At 72.2% G+C, this 23,812-nt stretch carries 19 protein-coding genes and 4 tRNA genes; 10 read left to right on the plus strand and 13 right to left on the minus strand.

Annotation, left to right across the window (positions count from 1 at the left end):
• The 5 genes from ACZ6NC_RS21360 to crcB (ACZ6NC_RS21380) form a co-directional block, all read right to left on the minus strand.
• On the minus strand, positions 1-1,933 hold a 1,933-nt coding region (locus ACZ6NC_RS21360; RefSeq protein WP_465735006.1), incomplete at its 3' end, for a DEAD/DEAH box helicase.
• A 194-nt stretch (positions 1,934-2,127) separates the two neighbouring features.
• On the minus strand, positions 2,128-2,922 hold the full coding sequence (locus ACZ6NC_RS21365) for a hypothetical protein (protein ID WP_465735008.1): 795 nt from the start codon (positions 2,920-2,922) through the stop codon (positions 2,128-2,130).
• A gap of 327 nt (positions 2,923-3,249) precedes the next feature.
• Positions 3,250-3,624, minus strand: coding sequence for a fluoride efflux transporter CrcB (crcB, locus tag ACZ6NC_RS21370; RefSeq protein ID WP_465735010.1), 375 nt, complete (start codon positions 3,622-3,624; stop codon positions 3,250-3,252).
• Positions 3,621-4,001, minus strand: coding sequence for a DUF190 domain-containing protein (locus ACZ6NC_RS21375; protein ID WP_465735012.1), 381 nt, complete (start codon positions 3,999-4,001; stop codon positions 3,621-3,623). The genes crcB (ACZ6NC_RS21370) and ACZ6NC_RS21375 overlap by 4 nt, the downstream gene beginning before the upstream one ends.
• The gene (gene crcB, locus ACZ6NC_RS21380; protein ID WP_465735014.1) at positions 3,998-4,510 is read right to left on the minus strand and encodes a fluoride efflux transporter CrcB; all 513 of its coding nucleotides are present in this window, start codon (positions 4,508-4,510) and stop codon (positions 3,998-4,000) included. The genes ACZ6NC_RS21375 and crcB (ACZ6NC_RS21380) overlap by 4 nt, the downstream gene beginning before the upstream one ends.
• A 70-nt stretch (positions 4,511-4,580) precedes the next feature.
• On the opposite strand from crcB (ACZ6NC_RS21380), the gene ACZ6NC_RS21385 reads away from it, so the two are divergent.
• The 4 genes from ACZ6NC_RS21385 (at position 4,581) to ACZ6NC_RS21400 (ending at position 5,348) form a co-directional block, all read left to right on the plus strand.
• Entirely contained in the window at positions 4,581-4,922 is a 342-nt protein-coding gene (locus ACZ6NC_RS21385) for a metallopeptidase family protein (RefSeq protein ID WP_465735281.1), read from the plus strand.
• A 113-nt stretch (positions 4,923-5,035) separates the two neighbouring features.
• Positions 5,036-5,108 (plus strand) — tRNA-Glu (locus ACZ6NC_RS21390).
• 65 nt (positions 5,109-5,173) lie between these two features.
• Positions 5,174-5,247 (plus strand) — tRNA-Asp (locus tag ACZ6NC_RS21395).
• A gap of 27 nt (positions 5,248-5,274) precedes the next feature.
• Positions 5,275-5,348: transfer RNA gene (locus ACZ6NC_RS21400), tRNA-Phe, on the plus strand.
• A 270-nt stretch (positions 5,349-5,618) separates the two neighbouring features.
• On the opposite strand, the gene ACZ6NC_RS21405 is transcribed toward ACZ6NC_RS21400, so the two are convergent.
• Both ACZ6NC_RS21405 and ACZ6NC_RS21410 read right to left on the minus strand, forming a co-directional pair.
• Complete coding sequence (locus ACZ6NC_RS21405) at positions 5,619-8,045, minus strand: helicase-associated domain-containing protein (protein ID WP_465735016.1); 2,427 nt, start codon at positions 8,043-8,045, stop codon at positions 5,619-5,621.
• Between the two features lie 196 nt (positions 8,046-8,241).
• Complete coding sequence (locus ACZ6NC_RS21410; RefSeq protein ID WP_465735018.1) at positions 8,242-9,375, minus strand: hypothetical protein; 1,134 nt, start codon at positions 9,373-9,375, stop codon at positions 8,242-8,244.
• 232 nt (positions 9,376-9,607) lie between these two features.
• Between ACZ6NC_RS21410 and ACZ6NC_RS21415 the strand changes: the two genes are divergently transcribed.
• Positions 9,608-10,153, plus strand: a complete 546-nt coding sequence (locus ACZ6NC_RS21415) for a Uma2 family endonuclease (RefSeq protein WP_465582212.1) — start codon at positions 9,608-9,610, stop codon at positions 10,151-10,153.
• Between the two features lie 259 nt (positions 10,154-10,412).
• Here the strand turns inward: ACZ6NC_RS21415 and ACZ6NC_RS21420 are convergent, their stop codons facing one another.
• Both ACZ6NC_RS21420 and ACZ6NC_RS21425 read right to left on the minus strand, forming a co-directional pair.
• Positions 10,413-11,483, minus strand: a complete 1,071-nt coding sequence (locus ACZ6NC_RS21420; RefSeq protein ID WP_465735020.1) for an alpha/beta hydrolase family protein — start codon at positions 11,481-11,483, stop codon at positions 10,413-10,415.
• 93 nt (positions 11,484-11,576) lie between these two features.
• Positions 11,577-12,497 carry a zinc-binding dehydrogenase gene (locus ACZ6NC_RS21425; protein ID WP_465735022.1) on the minus strand — a complete coding sequence of 307 codons (921 nt, stop codon included), beginning with the start codon at positions 12,495-12,497 and terminating at the stop codon, positions 11,577-11,579.
• A gap of 258 nt (positions 12,498-12,755) precedes the next feature.
• On the opposite strand from ACZ6NC_RS21425, the gene ACZ6NC_RS21430 reads away from it, so the two are divergent.
• The gene (locus ACZ6NC_RS21430) at positions 12,756-13,742 is read left to right on the plus strand and encodes a LysR family transcriptional regulator (RefSeq protein ID WP_465735024.1); all 987 of its coding nucleotides are present in this window, start codon (positions 12,756-12,758) and stop codon (positions 13,740-13,742) included.
• Between the two features lie 29 nt (positions 13,743-13,771).
• On the opposite strand, the gene ACZ6NC_RS21435 is transcribed toward ACZ6NC_RS21430, so the two are convergent.
• Positions 13,772-14,695: a hypothetical protein gene (locus ACZ6NC_RS21435; RefSeq protein ID WP_465735026.1), complete on the minus strand. Its 924-nt coding sequence runs from the start codon at positions 14,693-14,695 to the stop codon at positions 13,772-13,774.
• Positions 14,692-15,213, minus strand: coding sequence for a SigE family RNA polymerase sigma factor (locus ACZ6NC_RS21440; RefSeq protein ID WP_465735028.1), 522 nt, complete (start codon positions 15,211-15,213; stop codon positions 14,692-14,694). Before ACZ6NC_RS21440 ends, ACZ6NC_RS21435 begins: the two co-directional genes overlap by 4 nt.
• Before the next feature lie 222 nt (positions 15,214-15,435).
• On the opposite strand from ACZ6NC_RS21440, the gene hrpA reads away from it, so the two are divergent.
• A complete protein-coding gene (hrpA, locus tag ACZ6NC_RS21445; protein ID WP_465735030.1) occupies positions 15,436-19,422 on the plus strand; it encodes an ATP-dependent RNA helicase HrpA in 3,987 nt (1,328 codons plus the stop codon).
• Between the two features lie 158 nt (positions 19,423-19,580).
• Positions 19,581-19,654 (plus strand) — tRNA-Asp (locus ACZ6NC_RS21450).
• 398 nt (positions 19,655-20,052) lie between these two features.
• On the opposite strand, the gene bldC is transcribed toward ACZ6NC_RS21450, so the two are convergent.
• Positions 20,053-20,259, minus strand: a complete 207-nt coding sequence (bldC, locus tag ACZ6NC_RS21455; protein WP_014137253.1) for a developmental transcriptional regulator BldC — start codon at positions 20,257-20,259, stop codon at positions 20,053-20,055.
• Positions 20,260-20,823: 564 nt separating this feature from the next.
• Entirely contained in the window at positions 20,824-21,723 is a 900-nt protein-coding gene (locus tag ACZ6NC_RS21460; RefSeq protein WP_465735032.1) for a DUF8083 family protein, read from the minus strand.
• A 207-nt stretch (positions 21,724-21,930) separates the two neighbouring features.
• Here ACZ6NC_RS21460 and ACZ6NC_RS21465 point away from each other — a divergent pair, with 207 nt between their 5' ends.
• Together ACZ6NC_RS21465 and ACZ6NC_RS21470 are read left to right on the plus strand one after the other, a co-directional pair.
• Entirely contained in the window at positions 21,931-23,091 is a 1,161-nt protein-coding gene (locus ACZ6NC_RS21465) for a Glu/Leu/Phe/Val dehydrogenase dimerization domain-containing protein (RefSeq protein WP_465735034.1), read from the plus strand.
• Positions 23,092-23,504: 413 nt separating this feature from the next.
• Entirely contained in the window at positions 23,505-23,762 is a 258-nt protein-coding gene (locus ACZ6NC_RS21470; RefSeq protein ID WP_465735035.1) for a DUF3073 domain-containing protein, read from the plus strand.
• Positions 23,763-23,812 lie beyond the last annotated feature (50 nt).

The following is a 23,812-nucleotide window of genomic DNA, read 5'->3' on the forward strand; positions in this document are numbered from 1 at the left end:
CACCACGGTCGTCACGGTTGAAGCCACCGCCGCGGTTGTCACGGTCACCGAAGCCACCGGAACGGCCACCACGGTCGTCACGGTTGAAGCCACCGGAGCGGCCACCGCGGTCGTCACGGTCACGGTTGAAGCCACCGCCGCGGTTGTCACGGTCACCGAAGCCACCGGAACGGCCACCACGGTCGTCACGGTTGAAGCCACCGGAGCGGCCGCCACGGTCGTCACGGTCACGGTTGAAGCCACCCGAACGGCCACCACGGTCGTCACGGTCACGGTCACGGCCGAACGCCGGGCGCTCGGTGCGCGCCTCGCGGTACGCCGGGGTGCGCTCCTCGGCCACCGGGGCGGCGGTCTCGACGACGGTCTCCGAAGCCTCGGCGGAGTCGGCCTCGGCGGCCGGCGCCTCGTCCTCGATGCCCAGCTCGGCCCGCTCGCGCGCGGCACGGGCGGCCAGACGGTCGGCCTCCTCGCGCAGCTCGGTGGCGCGGCGCTGCGCGCGCTCCAGCTGGCGGGTCATGTCGGCGAGCTCGCGCTCGGCGGCACCGGCGATGCCGGCCGCGCTCTCGGCCTGGACCTCGATCAGCGAGCGGGCGCCGGTGATCTTGGCGACCTCGGCGTCGAAGGCGTGGTCGAGGATGTGGCGCGAGGCGTCCACGCCCGCGTCCTCCATCAGGCGGAACACGCCACGACGCTGGTGCGGCAGCACCAGGGTGACGACGGCGCCGGAGCGGCCGGCCCGCGCGGTGCGGCCGGAGCGGTGCAGGTAGTCCTTGTGGTCGCCGGCCGGGTCCACGTTCAGGACCAGGTCGATGCCGTCGACGTGGATGCCGCGGGCGGCGACGTCGGTGGCGACGACGACGTTGACGTAGCCGTCCTTGAAGTCGCCGAGGACGCGGGTACGGGCGCCCTGGGTCATGCCGCCGTGCAGCGCGTCGGCCTTCACGCCGGCCTCGATGAGCTGCTCGGCGACGCGGTCGGCGCCCATCTGGGTGCGGACGAAGATGATCGTGCGGCCCTTGCGGGCGGCGATCGCGTTGGTGATCGGCGCCTTGTCCTTGGGCTTCACCACGAGGATGTGGTGGGTCATGGTGGTGACCGCGCCGGCCGACGGGTCGACCTCGTGGGTGACCGGGTTCTTCAGGTAGCGCTTGACCAGGGTGTCGATCTCGTTCTCCAGGGTGGCGGAGAACAGCAGGCGCTGGCCGCCGGCCGGCACCTGGTCGAGGATCTCGGTGACCTCGGGCAGGAAGCCCATGTCGGCCATCTGGTCGGCCTCGTCGAGCACGACGGTCCGGACGTCGGCCAGCTTGGCGCTGCCGCGGTTCAGCAGGTCACGCAGACGGCCGGGGGTGGCGACGAGGATGTCGACGCCGCGCTCCAGCGCGTAGATCTGGTTCGACATCGAGGTGCCGCCGCAGACGACCTTGAGCTTGAGGCCGAGCACCGAGCCGAACGGCTCCAGGGCGTCGGCCACCTGCATGGCCAGCTCGCGGGTCGGGACCAGGATCAGGCCGCGCGGGTGCTTGGGCTTGGTGCGCTCGCCGTCGGCGAGGCGGGTCAGCAGCGGCAGGCCGAAGCTGAGGGTCTTGCCGGAGCCGGTGCGGCCACGGCCCAGCACGTCCTTGCCGGCCAGGGCGTCCGGGATGGTCGCGGCCTGGATCGGGAAGGGGGTGGTGACGCCACGCTTGGCGAGGGCGCGCACGACGTCGTCGTGCAGGCCCAGGTCGCCGAAGGTGATGGTGGGCTCGGTGTCCTCGGCCTCGTCCGCGACGTCGTCGTCGGCGGTGATCTCGGCGGAGTCGGCGATCTCGGCGACGGCCTCGGCGCCGTCGGTGGTGACGTCGATCAGCTCGGCGTCGGTTTCGGGGGTGGTGACATCGGCGGCGGACTCGCTCGCGGGCATGGCGAAGCGGGCGTCGTCAACGAGAGACATGCAAAACCTTCCGGAAGTGGCACGCGCCAAAGTCCGGGTTCTGTTTCACAACCGCCTCTATGCGGTCAGCCACGGATCGCCGGAACGCGCCAAGGGCGCCAGATGGGAATAGGGCGCCAATCAAATGAATCAAACGAACGATCTACCACCATAGACGAGCCTCGGGATCGGAGGCAAATGCGCTGGCCAGACTGCTAATGCCCGCCCGCGCCGGGGCTCGGGGCCGAAGATCCGGAACTTGCGGAGGAGGGCTCCGTGGTCGGCGGGACGGTCGCGGCGGGCGTGGTGTGGCCGGGATCGGGGGTGTTGGACGGCCGTCCGGTCGGGCTCGCCGCCGGGCTGGTGGGGGCCGTGCCGCCGCCGGAGCGCCCCTCGCCCGCCCCGCCGGCCGTACCGGCGGTGGAGCCGGCCCCGCCCGCCCCACCAGCACCGCCCGCGCCGCCCGTGGCACCGGCGCCACCGGTCGCCCCGCCGCCCGACGAGCCGCTGCCCGGCTGAGGTGCGGTGCTGGCGCTCACGCCCCCGGCAGCCCCGTTCGCGCCGGGGGCGACCTCACCGGGCGCTGCGCCCGGCAGCGCACCCGCGCCGTCGGCCGCGCCGTTCGCGCCGGGGGACGCCGCGCCCGGCGTGGAGGTCAGACCCGCCCCCGGCGCGCTCTCTGACTGCGCTCCCCCGGTGCGCTCCGACCGCCCGGTTGCACCACCCTGGTGGCTGCCGCCGCTCGGCGCCGCCGACCCGCCGCCCGCCGCCTTGCCCGGCGTCCCGGCCTGGCCGACCGGCACCGCGCCGTGCTTCTCGTCCGCCGCCGGCCCCACCGACATGCAGCCGGTCAGGCCCAGCCCGGCCACCGCCAGCACCGCCGCCGCCCGCACCACACCGTTGCGCACGGCCACCGCCCGCGGCTCGGCCTCCCGGACCGCCACCGCCCGCACCACCGCAGGACGGTCCTCCCGAGCGCCCACCTCGCGCACCGAACGCACCGAAGTCACCGCACGCACCGCACGCATTGCCGCCACCGCGATCCCTCTCCCGCCGCCCCACCCGGGCCACCCGCCGGCCGCCCACCGCGCCCGGCACTTCCGGTGCCCAACGCGCGCCCAGGGCGACGGGACACGGGCACCCCGGCAGGAAGCAGCCGGGGCCATCCGGCCGGCGCAACGCCGGTGGTCCGAACCTCCCCGGCCCTGCCGGAACCCCGCAGTCCCGGAACCTCGCCGGCCCCAGCCCCGCCGGCCCCCCGGCCCCTGCGAACCCCGGAACCCCGGAACCCGCCGAACCCCGGAACACGCCGGACCCGGAACCCCCCGCGGACCCGCTCAGCCCCAGAGCGCCGAGGCCAGCCCCGCCCCCGCGTAGACCGCCGCCAGCCCCACCGCCACGCTGCCCGCCACATTGGCCACCGCGTACCGCCCGGCCCCGCTCCCGGCCAGCCTCAGCGTCTCGTACGAGAAGGTCGAGTACGTGGTCAGCGCCCCGCAGAACCCCGTCCCGAGCAGCAGTTGGACGTGCGAGGACGCCGCGCCGGCCGCCACCGCCCCGGTCACCAGCCCGAGCACCAGGCAGCCGGCCGCGTTCACGGCGAAGGTCCCCCACGGGAAGACCGAGTCGTGCCGGGACTGCACCGCCCGATCGGTCAGGTAGCGCAGCGGCGCGCCGACCACCGCCCCGGCCAGCACCAGCAGCCAGTTCACTCCCCCACCCCCGCCCCTGACGCCGTGCCCTCGTCGGACCGGCCCCGCCCCACGTACCGGATCACCTCGCACGGGTCGAGCACCACCAGCCCCTCCGCCACCAGCTCGTCCAGCTGCGGCAGGAAGGCCCGCACCCGCTCCTCGGTGTCCACGACCACCACCGCCACCGGCAGGTCCTCGCTCATCGACAGCAGCCGCGCCGTGTGCACCAGCGACGAGGCCCCGAACCCCTCGATCCCCCGGAACACGCTCGCCCCCGCCAGCCCGGCGGCCCGCGCCCGGTGCACGATCTCGCTGTACAGCGGGCGGTGGTGCCAGCGGTCGTTCTCGCCGACCAGCACGGTCAGCCGCAGCGCGGGCCCGGTCAGCCTGGTCATCGCTTCTCCCTTGTCCCACGGCGGATCAGACGCCGCGTCACCCCGGCCGCCGCCCAGACCGCGGCCAGCGCCGCCACCGGCGTCAGCCCCAGACAGGCCAGCCCGGCCCCGGGCCGGCCCTCCACCAGCAGCCGCCGGGTGTCCACCGCGTACGTCGAGAACGTGGTGAACCCGCCCAGCACGCCCGTCCCGAAGAACGGCCGCAGCAGCGGATGCGCCGGCCGCCCCTCGGTGATCGCCACCAGGAAGATCCCGATCACCGCGCAGCCCACCACGTTCACCACCAGCGTGGTCCACGGGAACGCCGCCGGGCCGTCCGGCCAGAGCAGTCCGGCCCCGTACCGGGCCGACGCCCCGATCGCCCCGCCCAGCGCCACCACCGCCACCGCCGGCCCCTGCCCGCGCAGCACCGGCGGCCGCCGCGGCACGGCCGGCCCGGGCTCCACCCGCAGCGTGCCGTCCACCGCACTGCCCGCCGCACTGCCCGCCGCGCCGTCCGAGGTCGTCATAGGCCCATGAAACACCGGCCCCGACCGCCTGGCACACCGTCACCCCAGACCCGACAATGATCCGGTGGAGATGACCCGGGAAGAGTTCGAGACGCTGGTCAGTGACGCCCTCGACCAGATTCCCCCGCAGCTCGCGGCCATGATGGACAACGTCGCCGTCTTCGTCGAGGACGAACCCGACCCCGCCGACCCCGAACTCCTCGGCCTCTACGAGGGCACCCCCCTCACCGAGCGCGGCGAGTGGTACGCCGGCGTCCTCCCCGACCGGATCATCGTCTACCTGGGCCCGACCCTGCGGCACTGCGACACCCGCGAACAGGTGGTCGACGAGGTCCGCACCACCGTGATCCACGAGGTCGCCCACCACTTCGGTTTCGACGACCACGAACTCGACGAGCTCGGCTGGTCCTGACCCCCGCACGCGCCGTCCCGCCCGGTCGGCCGAAACCCGTTTTGGCGTTCGGCTCGCCATCCCATATGCTTCTCGACGTCCCCGAACGCCGGAAACGGCGGGACAGGCCGCAAGCCCTCATCGTCTAGTGGCCCAGGACGCCGCCCTTTCAAGGCGGTAGCACGGGTTCGAATCCCGTTGGGGGCACGCAGTACCGTAGTACCCGTAGTAAAGTGCAGTGCCGCAAGACCTAGTGGCGTCAAGCCACACAAGGTCCCGTGGAGCAGTTGGTTAGCTCGCCACCCTGTCAAGGTGGAGGTCGCGGGTTCAAGTCCCGTCGGGATCGCTCGTCTCGCAAGAGACGGTGTAGTACGGCCAGGTAGCTCAGTTGGTACGAGCGTCCGCCTGAAAAGCGGAAGGTCGCCGGTTCGACCCCGGCCCTGGCCACATAGCCTGACCAGGCACGATGCCCTCGAAGCAGCTCGCTTCGGGGGCATTTTCGTGCTGTTTGACGCCAACGGAACGGCGGACGGTCACCGTCCTTCCGCCCGACAGCGAGTACCAACAGTTCTGGACCGAAGGCCACTGACACGCTGCCCCCGCTACCGATTCAACGCGCCCAGCGTGCTGAGCTCCTATCCCGAGTCAGGGAGCTCCGAGGTGACTTCACCGCCACGGCGCGGCGCACATCGCCCTGTCGCTTGGGCGATCCCCTGGTCACCGGCCGGCCAGCAACGCGCTCGCCAGCGCAGTGGCCGTGCTCGGCCCCTTGCCGTGGCGCGGTCGTGCTCCGGACAGTGACGGCATGCGCTTGGGACCGCGTTCCCGGCGGGCCTTCTCGATGACCGTCGTCCCGGTCTCCGCCTCCAGCACGGGGGCGTAGCCGGCAGCCCGAAGCGCGGCAAGGGTTGCTTCGGGACCGGCCGTGCTGATCAGCACGGTCGGCGCGATCCGTCGCAACCCGAGCCTGGACAGCGCACGGGCCGCGGCGAGCTCCGACACCACTGCCTCGTCGTCGGAGCGGATGCAGCAGGCGGAACGCACCACTCGCATCCGGCCGTGGGTCCGCGCGGTGTCCTTGATCAGGTACTCCAGAGGCTGCGGAAGCGGCCGCCCGCCCTCGGAGACCTCGGCCAGCCGAGCCAGCAGGTCGGTGGCGTCCCATCCGGAGTCCAGCGCCCGGCGGACCGCCGCAGGGGTGATCCGCCACACCACGGCATGGCCCTCCGACTCCCGGTCCGCACAGGCGGCCAGCAGGTCGGTCAGCTCCGATGCGGCAGCTCCGGCGACCACGGCCGTAAGGTCCGCCTGGAACCGGGCGGTGGTCTGCGGCGCGGGCAGCAGCGCGTCCAGGGCTGTGGACAACTGCCGAACCGCGTCGTCCAGAGCAGGGCGGTCGCGCAGCGCCGGCCCGGCGCCCGGAACGGCGGGGAAGTGACGGTGTGCACCCGCCCTCAGGAGCCCGAGCACGGCGTGCCCGAGCGGAGTCAGCGCTCCGTGGGCGACGACCCCGAACAGCTCCGCCTCCGCCAGGGTCGCCTCGACCCGCTCAGCCTCCCACGAACCTTGGGCGAGGGCGGCCGGGCGGAACCAGGCCGCCGTGGTGATGAGACCGGCGAGAGCGGCCGCCCGAGCGCGAGCGGACTTGCCGGTGGGAACTCCGTGCCCGGCCGGGAGGGTGGCCAGAGCCTCCAGCACGGCATGGCGCAGATCGACAGCCTCGCCGTCCTCCGGCGTGATCAGCGCGACCGGGGTGTCATTCTCGTCCGGCCAATAGCCGAACACCTCGGGCACCACCGCCCAGGTGGCGACGAGCGGCAGCAGCCGCTGAGCGGGTGGAGCCGCCAGCCACTCGTCGTACCGCTCGGTGGGCAGCATCCGGGCAGGTGGCTGGGATTCCGGCCGACGCGCGCGGCCCCGTCCTCTCGCCGGAACCTCCGCTTCCTCGGCGCAAGGGGTGATCAGGTCGGCGTTGTTCGCCAGGTCGAGCCACAGCCGGGCTTGTTCCTCCGGCATGCCGACCGCCTTCGCCAGCCGGCGGGTGTCCCGGACTGCGATTCCGCCCGCCTTGCGCACAGCGAGCGGCCGCACGACCACCTGACGGAGCATCAGCTCGGCCCGGGAGGCCGCCTCGGCCAACGCCGCCTGCGCCTGGCTCTCGACTGCACCACCCGGGATCTCCACCGTGCCCTCGACCGGGGGCGGGGCAGACTGGTAGCTCGGCGCGCGGTCGTGGTCGCGCAACGCGTCGGCCACCTCGCGCGGCAGTTCCGCCAGGTCCTCATCCACCGGAAGGACCAGGCCGCGGGCGGCCAGCCAGTCCGTGCCGGGATCGCCCGAGCCGCCTTCCCGGAAGGTGAACTTGCCTCCGGAGCCCGGGTAGAAGCCGCCGCCGTACCGGGAGACGAAGCAGTGCGTGCGCAGCAGTGGCGGGCCCGGGACCAGTTTGTCCAGCAGGTCCAAGGCCGCGGACGGCGCCTCGGCGGCCATGGCGCGCACGCGCTTCGCGTCCCTGAGCACGTCCACGATCTGCCGCTGCGCCTCGTCCCGGGTCCGCGCCTTCGCGAGCCCCAGCCCCTGCGCGATACGGTGAATCTCCGGAGCGTTGAAGGCCTCGGTGAGCAGTTGTTCGGCGGGCCGGCCGTAACCGCCGCCTTCACCCGCCTGGCGGTGGACCAGGATCGGAACGATGACCCTGCTTCCGGACGAGGGCAGTACCAGGGCCCGCTCGGTCAGCCGGGACAGCGCGGCCTCGGCCGCGGACCGACCCGCGCCGTCGAGTTGCAGGAATCGGAAGAGCTGGTCCCGGGTCACGGACCGGTCAGCGGGGTCGACCGCAGGCGCGTCGAGCCGTGGTGAACGGCCGCCGTAGCCCATGAACAGGTGATGAGCAGGCGGAACGGCCGGTAGCGGACCGTGCAACCGTTCGGCCAAGGTCGCCACAGCGACCAGCAGTTGAAGGTCCCCGAGGCTGATCTCGCTCAGCCCCAGGGCCGTGGAGGCGTCCGTCAGCAGGTGGCCGGCCAGGTCGGTCAGGCTCGCCACCCTGGCCGCGTAGGGAAGTTCGCGCTGCTCCAGCAGTTCGGTCAGCTGCGAAGGAGTACGGTCGGCCAGCCAGATCGCGAGGCTTCGTGCGGCTTTCACCACACCTAGCGTAGTGAACCGCCAGCGGGGACGGGACCGGAGGTTTGAAGCCAGGGACCTTTCCACCGTCGCTTGACGCCGACGCCGACGCTGACGCAAACCGAAGTGGACGTGGGCATCCGAAGACGCACTCTCCCCCAGCCTTCGGCCGGGAGGTGCCCCCAGCGGACGGTGGTCCCTCGCGAAGTGACTGGCGTCAACCGCGCAGAGCCCGATCGTCGAGCCGGCGCAGCAGGCCGGGCAGGTGCCGGTACTGCTCGCGGAGCGCGGCCACTCGCTGCCGGAACTGAAGGCCGCGTCCGACGTGGTCACAGGCGTCACGGAGTTCGGCCAGGAGGGCCACGGCAACGTCGTAGCGGGCCACCTGCTTAAGCGCGACCTGGTTCTCGACCTCTCGCCAGATCGCTTCCTCATCGGCAGCCAGGGCGGGCAGCTTCGTCGCCCGTGCCTCGAATCGAACCCGCTCGGCGCGCTGTCGGCGTTCCGTGGCTCGCGCGTGCGCTGCGTCCAGCAGTTCTGCGGCGGAGCGCTGCCCCGGTACGGTCACGGCAGACGGTTCGCCGCGCAGTCGGCGCAGGAGTGAGGCTCCCAGCTGAGGCTCATCGCCCAGTGCCAGGCGCAACAGGAGGTCGTTCTTCTCCGTCTCGGGAAGTGCAGTGATCAACGGCGCCAGTTCCTTCTTCCCGGGCCGCTTCCAGGGCGCGGGGGCGGGCGGGCTGGCCTCGGCGGCGACCGCCAGCAGGTCGGCGTCGACACGCAGGAAATCCGCGAGCGCTCGCTGCGGGGCGGTGAGCCGGTCGAGCCCAGCCGGGACCGGGGGCTCGACCGCTTCCTGGTAAGCCTCCTCGTCGTCGTCCTGCAGCGCCCAGGCGCCGATGGCGGACAGCCATGCCAGGTACAGAGCGCGGTGATCCCCGGACGCCAGCTCGGCCCGAACCCCGGCGATGGCACCGAGCGAGTCCTCGGCGCCCTCCTCCCAGTCCCCGCCCTCGTCCTCGCTGCGCAGGTCGAGGACGAGGTGGGTCTTGGTCGTCCATGCCTCGACGTACTCGTCGACGCAGTACGGCTCCAACGCCCGAAGCGTGAGCTGCCCCTTGGGTACGCGCAGGGCCACCTGGTGGGTGCCCCAGTTGGCCAGGTAGAGGTGAGCGTCGTAGTACCGCTCCACCATCCGCCTCGGATCACCGCGGAAGTTGCCCCAGTGGTATTCGTTGGTGAAGCTGGTTGCGGTGATCCGGGCGCGAGTGGACAGCGCCCGCAGTTGCTCCTGCTCGTCACTGGTCAGCGGCCGGTCGATCGCCAGGAACTCGTAGTACTGGTACTCACTCATCGCTGCGACCCTAGCGGGACCCCCGATCCCCGATGATGAAATCCGCCAAGCCCGAGGCAGACATACGCCCACAGTCAGCTGCCGCGCCGTCCGTGGTACTCGTTTCACCCGTTACCGACACCGACCCGTGCACTTCTCGGCTGAACCTGCCGCGGAGATGAAAGACCCGGCCAACGGCGAACTCGCCGACTAGGCTGGAGCATCAGCTGACTCACCCGGAAGGGCACCGCGAATGAACCCCGAGCACTTCGCGCTCCTTGAAGAGGCCCGCAGGAGCCTGCCAGACGGGTTCAAGGTCGAACTCTCCGGCGACACCATTGTCATGATGGTCAGCCCCTCGGGTATTCACCAACGGAATCTCTTGGTGGTGCGCCGCCAGTTCGACGCGCACGCCCCGGCAGGACTACTGCCCAGCGAGAACACGGACCTCGTCTCGCCCAATGTCGGCAAGAGCCGCAATCCCGACCTGACGTACCTGCCGGACGATGCACTCACGACCAGGGACAACCAGGTTCCTGCCGAGGTTGCTGCGATTGCCGTCGAACTGGTCTCACCGTCCAACCCGGAGAACGACTGGGTGGGGAAGGTACGGGACTACCCGCTCATGAGAATCCCTCTCTACCTCGTGATCGACGCAAGAGAGAAGGCGGTCACGCTCTTCAGCCGACCCGACGGCACGAAGTACCACCGCCGCGAGGACATCGCGTTCGGCGAGACCATCCATATCCCGGAGCCGTTCGACTTCGAGCTGATCACGACCGGCCTGCTCCCCTACTGAGCACACCCAGCACATGCGAAGCTCCGCCGGTTGACGCCAACGCTGACGCCAATCGGCCCGAACGACGGTGTCCGAAGGCGGCCTTCTACGGACAGCAGGATCTCCCAAACTGGGGCATATCAACACCCCGGCTTGGCCTGAAAAGCGGAAGGTCGCCGGTTCGACCCCGGCCCTGGCCACCGTACGAAGAAGGCCCCGGAGAGTCCGCTCTCCGGGGCCTTCTGCATGCCCCTGCACGCACGTGAGTTCGTGCGCTGCCCTACCGGCCCCCGGCGAGGTGGGTGGTGAGCCAGTCCGCGGTGGGCGGGAGCCAGTCGGTGAGGGCGTTGCCGAGGAGGTGGTTGCCGTGGGGGACGAGGAGGAGCTCGGCCCGGGCGGCCTGGTGGGCCAGGGGTTCGGCGTTGGTGACGCCGGGGATCCGGTCCTCGCCGCCCTCGACGACCAGGAGGGGGCCGGTGACGGCCGGGGCCAGGCCGGTCAGGTCGACGCGGCGGGCGAACGCGCGGGCGGCCTCGGGGCTGCCGCAGCGCTGGGTGAGGGTCGCGGTGACGAACGGGACCAGCGCGTCCCAGTCCAGCCGGTACGGGCCGCTGACCACGGCCGTGGCGCGGACCCGCGGCTCGTGGGCGGCGGTGGTCGCGGCGTAGTAGCCGCCGAGGCTGAGGCCGATCACCCCGACGCGGTCGCCGTCCACGCCGTCCCGGGCCGCGAGGGCGTCGATCACCCGGCCGATCACGCGGTGGTAGTCCGGGTCGGGGGCGCTGGTCGCGGCGAGGACGCCCTGGCCCGGGCCGTCCATGGCGAACACGGCCGTGCCCCGGGCGAGCAGCGCCTCGGCGACGGCGTGGAACTCCTCCTTCGCGGAGTCCATCCCCGGCACGACGACCACCACCGGTGCCCGCCCGCCACCCGCGGGGCGGCGGAGCCAGCCGGCGAACGACGCGCCCTCGATCCGCTCGGCCGCCGGGTCGAGGTGGGCCAGCGCGCGGCGCATCGCCTCGTCCGCCTCGGTGGCGGCGAGGGCGGCGGCCGCCCGGTCGGGGTGCGGTAGCAGCCCGGCGAAGTGGAACCAGCGGGCGGCCGTCCGGTAGGCCTCGCCGGCCGTGCGGTGGCGGCCCTCTGCGGCGGCGCGGCCGGCGGTGTCGAGGTGCCGCCGGCCGGCGGCCCGGCAGGCCTGGGGCCAGTCGGGCAGGGATGGCAGCGCGGCGGTGACGCGGGTGTACTCGTGCGGGTCGAGCCCGGCTCCGGTGGCGCGCGGGCGGTTCTCCTCGACGAAGGCCGACAGCAGGTCCGGGTGGTCGAGGAAGGAGAGGTCGGGGGCATCGGTCATGGGGGCAACTCGCTTTCGACGGTGGGTCAGTGCGGGCCGGCGGTCGACGATCGGCCGCCTGGGGGTCAGGACAGGCCGGGGTCAGGACAGGGTTCAGGACAGGGTGAGGACGGCCTTGCCGCGGATCCGGCGCTCCCGCAGATCGGTGAGGACGGCGGCGGTCTCCGTCCAGGGCGCGATCCGGCCGATCTCCGGGGTGAGCCGCCCCTCCCCGACGAGGCGGACGAGGGTGGCGAGGTCGTCCCCGTCGGGCACGTCGGAGTCGGCGTAGTGGAAGTGCCGCAGGGTGGCGGACTCCGGGCCGGCGAAGAAGCCGAAGAAGTCGAGCGTCGCCGGTGTCCGGGAGGCCTGGCCGAACCAGATCAGCGTGCCGCGCCGGGCCAGCCGGGCGAGGGCCAGGGGCAGGTCGGGGCCGCCCGTCGACTCCAGCACCAGGTCGTAGGGGCCGCGCGCCGCGCCGACCTCGTGGACGACCTCCGCCGCGCCCAGCTCGGCGAGCCGCCGGCCGCGCTCGGGCGAGGCCGTGACCACGGTCAGTTCGGCGCCGGCGGCGGCGGCCAGCTCGGTGACGTAGTGGCCGACGCCCCCGGAGGCGCCGGTCAGCAGCACCCGGCGGCCGGCCAGCGCGCCGGCGGTGCGCAGCAGGCGCAGCGCGGTCAGCCCGGCCAGCGGGAGGGCGGCCGCGCGGACGCTGTCCAGCGCGTCCGGGAGCTCGGCGAGCGAGCCGGTGGGCACGCAGACGTACTCGGCCCAGCCGCCGGCGGGCGGGTGGCCGACCACCCGGCGGCAGGCGGCCGGGCCGGAGCCGTCGGCGGCGGCCTGCACGACCAGGCCGGCGATGTCCTTGCCGGGGCGCCAGCCCGGCTTGGGCGCCTCCAGCTGGAAGGTCTCGCCGCGGTTCACCGAGAACGCCTCGACCTTCACCAGCGCCTCGCCCGGCCCGGGCCGCGGCTGCTCCACCTCCGCGAACCCGACCACCGCATCCGCCCGCCCGGTCGCTGTCAGCGCCCTCATGACCCCTCGCCCTCCCTCGGCCCCCTCGCCGGCCGGTCCGGCCGAGGCGGTGCCCCCAGCAGACCGCGGGCGCCCGGACCCGGTCCAACAACCGCCCGGGTGCGACGACAACCGACCGTTGTCGCGCCGGGCCAGGCGCGGGCGGGAGGCATCGGCGGCCAGGCCAAGAAAAGCCAGGGAAGCCGGGCAGGCCGGTGGGACCAGGGAGACCAGGGACGCCGGTGGTGCGCACGGGCGCGCCCCGTACGCTGGGCTGCCATGGATCTCGATCTTGCCCAGGTCCGGGCCTTCGCCGTGGCCGCCGAGGAGCTGCATTTCGGGCGCGCCGCCGCACGGTTGGCGATCAGCCAGCAGGCGCTGTCGAAGCGGGTGGCCCGGCTGGAGGCGGCTCTCGACGCCCGGCTGCTGGACCGGGATGCCCGGGGTGTCGCCCTGACCGAGGCGGGGCGGCGGTTCCTGGAGCCGGCCCAACGGCTGCTCGTGCACGGGGACCACGCGGTGGCAGCGGTGGCCTGTACGCGGCGCCCGCTGCGGATCGACGTCTGGGGGCACCTGTACGCGCCGATGCGGACGGTCGCGCAGGCCGTCGAGGGGGTGTCGGGGCTGGAGGTGGAGCCGGTGCCGGGGCGGGACCTGCCGTCGGTGGCGGCGGCCCTGCTGCGGGGCGAGTCGGACGCGGGGTTCGGCCGGGTGCACCCGCTTCCGGACGGCCGGGACGCTGGGCTGGCGCACCGTCTGGTGCGGCTGGAGCCGGTGGACGCGTTGCTGAGCACCGATCACCCGCTGGCCGGCCGTGACGTGCTGCGCCCGGCCGACCTGCGGGACAGCGTGCTGCGCTACCCGGCCGCGGTGGACCGGCTGGACTTCCTGACCCGGTTCGCTGACCAGTTCGGCGTCGCCGGGCGGACCGGATCGACCAATCTGGGCCTGGAGCACTTCGTGGAGCGGGTCCGCACCGACCCGACGTGCTTCTCCCTCCTCCCCGCCGACTGCCCGCTCCCGGACCTGCCGTCCGGGCCCGGCCGCCCCGGCGTGCGGGCCGTCCCGCTCGCCGGCCCCACCCCGCTCTACGCCTGGTCACTGCTGTGGCGCGACGGCGACTCCACCGGCGGCGAGCAGCAGCATCCCCAACTGGAGCCGCTGCTGCGGGCGTTCGGCGAGGAGGCGCGGCGCAGCCGCTGGCTGGAGTACGACCCGGCCCGCGACTGGCTGCCCGGCCCCGACCAGGAAGCCCTGGACGCGTAGGCGGAGGGCCACCGGCAAGGGGACGGAGGTCAGCGCAGCCAGTCGGTGGTGGTGGCCAGCAGCGCGCCGTCCGCCCCGTAGACCTTGATGTTCCCGCCGGCCGAGGCGGCGGTCCGGGGGATGGCGACCCAGCGGACGGGCGAGTCGCCGACGGTGACCAGCGCCGGTTCGGTGGTGGTGCCGTCGGGGAGGGTCACGACCAGCTTCGCGGCGTCCGAGCCCACCTGGAGCAGCACCACGGTCGGTGCGTCCTTCATGGACGGGTCCGGCGCGTCCTTGGCCCGGGGGCCGAGGGCGGAGCCCGTCAGGTTGCCGTACGGGTCCGTGGCCCTCGGCGGCTCCCCACCCGGCGCGGGGGCCTCGTTCGTCGCGTCGACCGGGAGCCGCTTGCCGTCGAGCGTGACGTAGAGGTTCACCAGGTCCTGGCCCTCGTGCCAGTACTGGCGCACGAAGTCCTCGGTGGGCTCGGCCAGGTCGGGGCGGGCCGTGCGCTGGTCCTGCCAGACCAGCCGGGCCTGCTGGTAGGCCTGGTCCTTGCCGGCGGCGGGCCAGAGCGCCGCCCAGGCCGTCCACGCCCTGCCGTCGGACGTGCCCTCGGACAGCTTGACCCGGACCGGCGTGAACGGGTCCCGGGCGGCCGCCGCCGACGGCGAGGCCGACGAAGCCGACGCGACCGCCGACACCGGTGATCCCGAGCCCGCCGTGACCGGCCCGGCCGCCGCCGTCACCAGCGTGGGGGCCCCGGCTCCGCCGCCGTTCGCGCCCAGCATGACGCTGCCGCCGGCCACCGCGACCACCGCCAGCGCCAGGGCGCCCACCGCGGCCGACCGCCGCCGCAGCTGCCGCCGCCGGCCGCCGGCCACCACCAGGTCGTACGGCACGGGCCCGATCTCCACCTCCTCCGCCAGTCCGGCCAGCGTCCGCGCCACGGCGTTCTCGTCCTGCCCGCTCATACCGTTCCTCCGATACTCGTCATCCCGATGAGTGAGGTGGCGGCCCGGAGTTTGGCGATCCCCTTGGACGCCTGGCTCTTCACCGTCCCGACCGAGCAGCCCATCGCCGTGGCGGCCTGGCCTTCGCTGAGGTCCTCCCAGTACCGCAGGACGACCGCCTGCCGTTGCCGCGCCGGCAGCGTGCCGAGCGCGGCGAGCAGCGCCGCCCGCTCGTCCAGCCGTCCGAAGCCGTCCGGCCCGGCCTGCTCGGGCACGGCGGTGACCAGCTGCTCCGGCACCCGGCGGCGGAACCGCCGGGCGTGCTCGTTGACCAGGATCCGGCGCACGTAGGCGTGCGGATCGTCGGCCCGGCGGACCCGGCCCCAGGCGACGTAGGCCCGTTCCAGGGTCTGCTGGACCAGGTCCTCCGCCGAGTAGCGGTCCCCCGCCAGCAGGTACGCCGTCCGCAACAGCCGCGGCCAGGCGGCACCGGTGAACGCTCGGAACTCGTCGTCCCGCTCGGCCTTCTGGGCTCCCATGAGCACCTCCTCACTCCCCCAGAGCCCACCGGCCCCCCGAACCGTTGCCCCGCCGTCGTCACGGCCCCCGCACCCCCATCTGTCCCGCGTCCCGCACCCCACCCGTCCCGCGCCCCGCGCCACCCCCGGACGGGGTTCGCACATCCCCGGCGGCGGCTGTGACACTGGAGGGGCTCGAAAACCGAGGTGCGCGCCGCCGCATCTCCTTGCGAACCTAGAGGGATGCCCGCCGTGAGTTCTCCCGCAGTCCAGTCCGCCGACGCCCCCGCCCAGGGGCCCAGCATCGGCGAGCTGGCCGCCCGTCTCCCCGAGCTGACCCTGCGCGACGAGGTGCGGATCGGACGCCGGCTGGAGGGCGCCCGCCGGGTCCGCAAGCCCGACGCACGCCAGAAGATCGCCGCCGAGATCGCCGGTGACATCGACCGCGCCGAGCTGCTGGTCGAGCAGCGCCGCGCCGCCGTCCCGAAGATCACGTATCCCGCCGAGCTGCCGGTCAGCCAGAAGAAGGACGACATCCTCGCCGCGATCCGCGACCACCAGGTGGTGATCGTGGCGGGCGAGACCGGCTCCGGCAAGACCACCCAGATCCCGAAGATCTGCCTGGAGCTGGGCCGCGGCGTCCGCGGTCTGGTCGGCCACACCCAGCCCCGCCGGATCGCCGCCCGGACGGTGGCCGAGCGCGTCGCCGAGGAGATGAACACCCCGCTCGGCGAGGCGGTCGGCTGGAAGGTCCGGTTCACCGACCAGGTCGGCCCGGACACCCTGGTCAAGCTGATGACGGACGGCATCCTGCTCGCGGAGATCCAGACCGACCGCGAGCTGCGCCAGTACGACACCCTGATCATCGACGAGGCGCACGAGCGCAGCCTCAACATCGACTTCATCCTCGGGTACGTCAAGCAGCTGCTGCCCCGCCGCCCGGACCTCAAGGTCGTCATCACCTCGGCGACCATCGACCCCGAGCGGTTCGCCCGCCACTTCGGCGACGCCCCGATCATCGAGGTCTCCGGCCGTACCTATCCGGTCGAGGTCCGCTACCGCCCGGTCGTCGACGACGCCGACATCGACGACGACTCCACCGACGCCGACCGCGACCGCGACCAGATCCAGGCGATCTGCGAGGCCGCCGAGGAGCTCCAGGCCGAGGGCCCGGGCGACATCCTGGTCTTCCTCTCCGGCGAGCGCGAGATCCGCGACACCGCCGACGCGCTCAACAGACTGAAACTGAAGTTCACCGAGGTCCTCCCGCTCTACGCCCGGCTGAGCTCGGCCGAGCAGCACAAGGTCTTCCAACGCTCCAGCTCCCGCCGGATCGTGCTGGCGACCAACGTCGCCGAGACCAGCCTCACCGTCCCGGGCATCAAGTACGTGATCGACCCGGGCACCGCCCGCATCTCCCGCTACAGCCACCGCACCAAGGTGCAGCGGCTCCCGATCGAGGCGATCAGCCAGGCCAGCGCCAACCAGCGCAAGGGCCGCTGCGGCCGCACCTCGGACGGCATCTGCATCCGGCTGTACTCGGAGGAGGACTTCCTCTCCCGCCCCGAGTTCACCGACGCCGAGATCCTGCGCACCAACCTGGCCTCGGTCATCCTCCAGATGACGGCCGCCGGCCTCGGCGACATCGCCGCCTTCCCGTTCCTGGACCCGCCGGACTCCCGCAACATCAAGGACGGCGTCAGCCTCCTGCACGAGCTCGGTGCCCTCGACCCGGACGAGAAGGACGTCCGCAAGCGCCTCACCCCGCTCGGTCGTCAGCTGGCCCAGCTCCCGGTGGACCCGCGGATGGCCCGCATGGTGCTGGAGGCCGACAAGAACGGCTGCGTCCGCGATGTCATGGTGATCGCCGCCGCGCTCTCCATCCAGGACCCGCGCGAGCGGCCCACCGAGAAGCGCCAGGCCGCCGACGACCGGCACCGCCGCTTCCAGTCGGAGACCTCCGACTTCCTCTCCTACCTGGCCATGTGGCGCTACGTACGGGAGCAGCAGAAGGAGCTCTCCTCCTCGGCCTTCCGCCGGATGTGCAAGGCCGAGTTCCTCAACTACCTGCGGATACGGGAGTGGCAGGACATCTACTCCCAGCTGCGCACCGTCGCCAAGCAGCTCGGGGTCACGATCGAGGAGCCGCATCCCGACACCGAGCCGGACGCCGACCGGATCCACCAGTCGCTGCTGGCCGGCCTGCTCTCCCACATCGGCCTGTTCGACGTGGAGAAGCGCGAGTACGGCGGCGCCCGCGGCGCCCGGTTCGCGGTCTTCCCGGGCTCCGGCCTGTTCAAGAAGCCGCCGCGCTGGGTGATGTCGGCCGAGCTGGTCGAGACGTCCCGGCTCTGGGCCCGGATCAACGCCAAGATCGAGCCCGAGTGGGTCGAGCCCCTGGCCGGCCACCTGATCAAACGCAGCTACAGCGAGCCGCACTGGGAGAAGAAGGCCGGCGCGGTGCTGGCGTACGAGAAGGTGACCCTCTACGGGATGCCGGTCGTCGCCCAGCGCAAGGTCAACTACGGCCGGATCGACCCGGAGCTCTGCCGCGAGCTGTTCATCCGCAACGCGCTGGTCGAGGGCGACTGGGAGACCCACCACAAGTTCTTCGCCGAGAACCGCAAGCTGCTCAGCGAGGTCGAGGAGCTGGAGAACCGGGCCCGCCGCCGGGACATCATGGTGGACGACCAGACCCTGTTCGAGTTCTACGACGGCCGGCTGCCGGACGACATCGTCTCCACCCGGCACTTCGACTCCTGGTGGAAGAAGGCCCGGCACGACCAGCCGGACCTGCTCAACTTCGAGAAGTCGATGCTGATCAACGACGCGGCCGACGGCGTCACCGAGGCGGACTACCCGGACCACTGGCAGCAGGGCAAGCTCCGCTTCAAGCTGACCTACCAGTTCGAACCGGGCAGTGACGCGGACGGCGTGACCGTCCACATCCCGCTGCCGGTGCTCAACCAGGTCACCGCGGAGGGCTTCGACTGGCAGATCCCGGGCCTGCGCGAGGAGCTGGTCACCGCCTGGATCAAGTCCCTCCCCAAGGCGGTCCGGCGCAACTTCGTGCCGGCGCCGGACTTCGCCAAGGCTGCGCTGCGCCAGGTGAAGGACCGCCAGGAGCCTCTCCTCCCGACCCTGGAGCACATCCTCAAGCGCCTGACGGCGGTCACCGTCCCGCCGGAGGCCTGGGATGACGAGCGGGTGCCGGACCACCTCAAGGTGACCTTCCGGGTGGTGGACGGCCGCAAGAACCTCGCCGAGTCCAAGGACCTGGAGGACCTGCGGCTCCGGCTGAAGCCCAAGCTGAAGGAGACGCTCTCCTCGGCCGCCTCCGGCCAGGGCATCGAACAGTCCGGGCTGACCGCCTGGCCGGCCTCGCTCCCCGTCCTCCAGCGCACCTTCGAGCAGCGCTCGCGCGGCCACTCGCTGCGCGCCTACCCGGCGCTGGTGGACGAGCGGGACGCGGTCGGCATCAAGCTGTTCGACACCCCGGAGGCCCAGAGCAGGGCGATGTGGGAGGGCACCCGGCGGCTGTTGATGCTGACCACCAACTCGCCCGCCAAGTCGATCCAGGGCCGGCTGGGCAACCAGGCCAAGCTCGCCCTGTCGTACAACCCGCACGGCTCGATCCCGGCGCTGTTCGAGGACGTGGTGGCCTGCGCCACCGACCGGCTGATGACCCTGGCCGGCGGCCCGGCCTGGGATGAGGCGGCCTTCGGCAAGCTGCACGACAAGGTGCGGGCCGACCTCTACGACCTCTCGGCGGACACCACACTGAAGACGGCGACCGCGCTGATCGCCTTCCACAAGGCCTCGACCCGGCTGAAGTCGGTGAGCAGCCCGGTGCTGCTGACGGCGGTGAACGACATCCGGCTGCACCTGGCCTCGCTGGTGCACTCCGGCTTCGTCACCGAGACCGGCTGGCAGCGGCTGACGGACCTCAAGCGCTACCTGCTGGCGGTGGACCGCCGGCTGGAGGCGCTGCCCAACCACCCGCAGCGGGACGCCCAGCAACTGCTGAAGGTCCAGCAGGTCCAGCAGGAGTACGGGGAGCTGCTGGCGGCCGTGCCGGCCGGGCAGGAGCCGTCCGCGGAGGTGAAGGCGATCCGCTGGATGATCGAGGAGCTGCGGGTCAGTTTCTTCGCACAGTCGCTCGGTACGCCGACGCCGGTCTCGGAGAAGCGGATCACCAAGGCGATGGAGGCCGCCAGGGCCACGCTCTGAGCCGCCCTCGGGGACCGGCGCCGCGCCGGTCCCCGGGCTGGTCCCTGAGCTGGGCGGGGGCCCTCAGGAGCCAGTTCGACCTGGGGGCCCACCATGGGCTACGATCTGTCTTGTTCGCAGCGCAGCAAGCAAGCAAAGCGAACGGATCAGAAAACTCTGGTCCCGTGGAGCAGTTGGTTAGCTCGCCACCCTGTCAAGGTGGAGGTCGCGGGTTCAAGTCCCGTCGGGATCGCCGTAGCCGAGAGGCCCGGAACCGTTTGGTTCCGGGCCTCTCGCGTTTTGCCCGGGCGGTGCACTACCCCGGGCTAGGTCTAGACCACAAGTGACAGCCCGTGTGACCGTCGTCACTTATCTTTTCCTGAGACCAGCCGAGCGGACCCCCCTTCAAGGGGGTACTAATTTAATATGTAAAATTGTACTGCTATTAACTGTAAATCCCCCCCGCCACAGAAGCATCAAATCGTTATCCGGAGTTCAGCATTCCGGACGACCGGACGGGAACGGCCGGCGCAGTCCCGGCACGCACTCCGCGGACGCACTCCGGACGCGGACTCCGGGTACGACAAAGGGGCCGCTTACCGGACCCGGCGGAGTCCGGTAAGCGGCCCCTTTGAAAGAGCCTTCGGCCTATCAGGCCTCGGTGCGCTGAGCGGGAATACCGGCCAGCAGAGCGCGCACCTCCGCCTCGCGGTAACGGCGGTGCCCGCCGAGGGTGCGAATGGACGTGAGCTTGCCCGCCTTGGCCCAACGGGTAACCGTCTTGGGGTCCACGCGGAACATGGTGGCGACCTCTGCCGGCGTCAGCAGGGGTTCAGCATCAGGGGTACGAGCGGTCATGAGCGGCCTCCTCGGGAGAACCGAACCAGGGCGGTTCTATCCTTCAAATTCTGCACCTTGGCCCGCGATGCCCGAAATGGCATAGACGGGCCGAGTCGGTTATAGGACGAACGGCTTGTCCTGGTGTCTACAACTACACCATCCGTCCAGCCCTATCGACCAAACCGCCAAAATTGACCCCTCACGGGTTCAAGGCCGACGGATGGCGATGGACCACCCCATAACGGGCAGTCACCTTATAGTGACATCCGGTTACGGGGGGACCAGACCCGCCGTATCCCTGCAAAGCACGCATCGGTTCCAGAACCACCCAAAAGTGGGCAGGCTCACGTGAAGTTGGGCTGGTTGTCCCATTTTTGCACATAGGGGTAAGTTCGCGTCAACGGTGAGTAGTGTCACGTTCGACAGGTATTGACCCGAACCGGGACCTTGGTCATGCCGATCAGGCCGTAGGACCCTTCCAGTCTTACAAGTACCACCGACACCCGGCCCGGCCAGCAATGACGCCCCCTCAGCAGGCACCGCCGACCTCCGGCCCGGACACCGACCCGGCCCCGGACGCGGTCAGTTCGCGTACCGCAGCGCCAGCACCCGCCGCCAGCGCCCCGTCAGCTCCTCGTACGCCCGCACCGCCTCCGCCGCGTCCCCCGCCCGCAGCGCCCGCAGCCCGTCCTCCAGCTCCCCCGCCGAACGGTCCGCCAGCAGCCGCTCCGGCCCCAACAGATGTACCAGCCCCCCGTAGTCCAGCTCCACCAGCGAGCGCGGGTGGAACTCCTCCAGCCACCGCCCGACCTGCTCCGCCCCGCGCACCAGCTCCCCTTCCGGCACCGCCTCGCGCAGCGCCCGGTACGCCCGGGCCACCCGCCGGCGCGCCTGCGCCATCGGCGTCAGGTAGAACAGCGCCGCCTTCTCCCCTTCCTCCCCGCTCCCCTCTTCCGCCGCCCCCGCCGGCACGAAACAGCGGTCCTCCTCCCCGAACGGCAGGAACCACCGCACCGGCACCTCCCAGCGGCTGGTCAGGATCCACGGCCGGGCGTCCGGGTGCTCGGCCCGCCAGCGCTCCCGGTCCGCCTCCGCGGCCGCCCGGGTCGCCGGCGGCAGCGCGGTGTCCACCAACGCCACCGGCGCCCCCGTCCGAAGCTCCTCCAGCGCCTGCCAGCTCCGCAGCCGGGTCGCCCACGGGCAGACGTACAGCACCCCGTCCAGCGAGCGCACGAAGGCCCGCTCGCTCTCCCGCTCCGGCAGCGGCCGCGGCGTCCGGCCGACCAGCTCCGCCAGCGCGGCCCGCTGCTCCTCCAGCACCGCCGCGGCCACCGGTTGCCCGGCCTCCGCCGCGTCCGGGCCGTGCTCCGCCGCGTAGGCCTGCCAGCGTGCCCGGTCGGGCTCCGGGTAGGCGGCCAGCGGCTCGTAGACCCGCAGGTGCGCGGCGTAGGGCGGAAGTACGGAGGTGCGTACGACGGTCACGTTCTGCATCGTCGCACGCACCGGCCCTCCGCCGGGAGGCCTCCGGCCGGGAGCCGTTCGCGGACGCACTCCACGCGCCCCCGTCTCACCACGCGGACAGCCGCCCCGGGCTCGGACACAACGGCGGATCCCGGGCGCCCTCGCGACTACGCTTCGCCTTAGGCGCCCGCACCACAGCAGCGGGCCTCGGATACTGGAGTCACCACAGTGACCGACGTACAGACCGCATCCGCCACGCACCCCGCACCCGGTGTGCTCAGCAGGATCTTCCGTACCGAGCAGGACGGCGCCCCCGGCGACGGCCACGAGCAGGTCGTCCTCTGCCACGACCGCAGCTCCGGGCTCAAGGCGATCATCGCCATCCACTCCACCGCACTGGGCCCGGCCCTCGGCGGTACCCGCTTCTTCCCGTACGCCTCCGAGGAGGCGGCTCTGGAGGACGCGCTGAACCTCTCGCGCGGCATGTCCTACAAGAACGCGCTCGCCGGCCTCGACCTCGGCGGCGGCAAGGCCGTCATCATCGGCGACCCGAACAAGGACAAGAACGAGGCGATGCTCCGCGCCTACGGCCGCTTCGTCGAGTCGTTGCGCGGCCGCTACATCACCGCCTGCGACGTCGGCACCTACGTGCAGGACATGGACGTCATCGCGCGCGAGACCGAGTTCGTCACCGGCCGCTCGCCCGAGAACGGCGGCGCCGGCGACTCCTCCATCCTGACCGCGTTCGGCGTGTTCCAGGGCATGCGCGCCTCCGCCCAGGCCCGCTGGGGCCAGCCGACGCTGCGCGGCAAGCGGGTCGGCGTCGCGGGCGTCGGCAAGGTCGGCCACTACCTGGTCGGCCACCTGGTCGCGGACGGCGCCACCGTCGTCGTCACCGACGTCTCCGAGGCCGCCGTCAACCGCGTGCGCGCCGCTCACCCGGAGGTGGAGGTGGTCGCCGACACCGCCGCCCTGCTCCAGGCCAAGCTGGACGTCTACGCCCCCTGCGCCCTCGGCGGCGCCCTCACCGACGCCTCGGTGGCCGCGCTCGGCGAGCTCGGCACCTCCGTGGTCTGCGGTGCGGCCAACAACCAGCTGGCCCACCCGGGCGTCGAGAAGGACCTCGCCGACCGCGGCATCCTCTACGCCCCGGACTACCTGGTGAACTCGGGCGGCGTGATCCAGGTCGCCGACGAGATCGAGGGCTTCAACTTCGAGCGGGCCAAGAACAAGGCGACCAAGATCTTCGACACCACCCTGGAGATCTTCACCCGGGCCGCCGCCGACGGCGTCCCGCCGGCCGTCGCCGCCGACCGCCTGGCCGAGAAGCGGATGCGCGAGATCAGTGCGCTCCGCTCGGTGCTGCTGCCCGGCGCCCGCCGCGCCTGATCCGGCAGAGCCGTCCGATGATGCGCGGGGGTCGACCCTCCCTCCTTGCCCGCCGTCGGGCAGGAGGGGCCCATCGCCCCCCGCGCATCACGATGTGAAACCGGATTCTCACTTCTGCGCCCGATCGGGTGATCCAAGGCCCCCCTAGGGGGGATAATCGATCCGGGAACGACGGACCTGAGATACCTACGGACAGCGCGCAAAACGCCGCAAAACCTCCCCTGACCTGGGACGACCCGGTCGCGGGTGCGGCCGGTGCGCGCCACGTCACACCGACGACGTACCGTCCAGCGGCAGAAACAGGTACCGTTAATGCTCCAAGGGACGGTTCTCCCCATTCGGGCAGGCCGCTCTTGATCATGAACACGTGTCAGACTCGGGGCCGTGAGCCCCATCGTTGAGGGGGTCGACCCATGGGGCGCGGCCGGGCCAAGGCCAAGCAGACGAAGGTCGCCCGCGAGCTGAAGTACAACAGCGGCGGGTTCGACGCCAATCGTCTCTCCAGCGAGCTGGGCGTATCGCCGTCCACCGCCTCGATCGAGCCTGAGCCGATCGAGGAAGACGAGGACGACGACCCCTACGCGGAGTACGCGGCTCGCTACGCCGACGACGACGAGGACGAGGACACCGATTCGGGCACCGGGCCCTCCCAGGCCCGCCGTCGCGCGTAGTCCCAGTCTGGCCTGACCGGCCCGGACGCCATTGGGCGCCGGGCCGGTTT

This window comes from Kitasatospora sp. NPDC041988 (genome assembly GCF_055588525.1).

What these genes read in the sequence shown, in the direction of transcription:
- ACZ6NC_RS21375 (WP_465735012.1), bottom strand. Translation starts at nt 4,001, where the DNA reads ATGACCAGGCTGACCGGGCCCGCGCTGCGGCTGACCGTGCTGGTCGGC.
- crcB (WP_465735014.1), bottom strand. Translation starts at nt 4,510, where the DNA reads ATGACGACCTCGGACGGCGCGGCGGGCAGTGCGGCGGGCAGTGCGGTG.
- ACZ6NC_RS21385 (WP_465735281.1), top strand. Translation starts at nt 4,581, where the DNA reads ATGACCCGGGAAGAGTTCGAGACGCTGGTCAGTGACGCCCTCGACCAG.
- ACZ6NC_RS21410 (WP_465735018.1), bottom strand. Translation starts at nt 9,375, where the DNA reads ATGAGTGAGTACCAGTACTACGAGTTCCTGGCGATCGACCGGCCGCTG.
- ACZ6NC_RS21415 (WP_465582212.1), top strand. Translation starts at nt 9,608, where the DNA reads ATGAACCCCGAGCACTTCGCGCTCCTTGAAGAGGCCCGCAGGAGCCTG.
- ACZ6NC_RS21420 (WP_465735020.1), bottom strand. Translation starts at nt 11,483, where the DNA reads ATGACCGATGCCCCCGACCTCTCCTTCCTCGACCACCCGGACCTGCTG.
- ACZ6NC_RS21425 (WP_465735022.1), bottom strand. Translation starts at nt 12,497, where the DNA reads ATGAGGGCGCTGACAGCGACCGGGCGGGCGGATGCGGTGGTCGGGTTC.
- ACZ6NC_RS21430 (WP_465735024.1), top strand. Translation starts at nt 12,756, where the DNA reads ATGGATCTCGATCTTGCCCAGGTCCGGGCCTTCGCCGTGGCCGCCGAG.
- ACZ6NC_RS21435 (WP_465735026.1), bottom strand. Translation starts at nt 14,695, where the DNA reads ATGAGCGGGCAGGACGAGAACGCCGTGGCGCGGACGCTGGCCGGACTG.
- ACZ6NC_RS21440 (WP_465735028.1), bottom strand. Translation starts at nt 15,213, where the DNA reads ATGGGAGCCCAGAAGGCCGAGCGGGACGACGAGTTCCGAGCGTTCACC.
- hrpA (WP_465735030.1), top strand. Translation starts at nt 15,436, where the DNA reads ATGCCCGCCGTGAGTTCTCCCGCAGTCCAGTCCGCCGACGCCCCCGCC.
- bldC (WP_014137253.1), bottom strand. Translation starts at nt 20,259, where the DNA reads ATGACCGCTCGTACCCCTGATGCTGAACCCCTGCTGACGCCGGCAGAG.
- ACZ6NC_RS21470 (WP_465735035.1), top strand. Translation starts at nt 23,505, where the DNA reads ATGGGGCGCGGCCGGGCCAAGGCCAAGCAGACGAAGGTCGCCCGCGAG.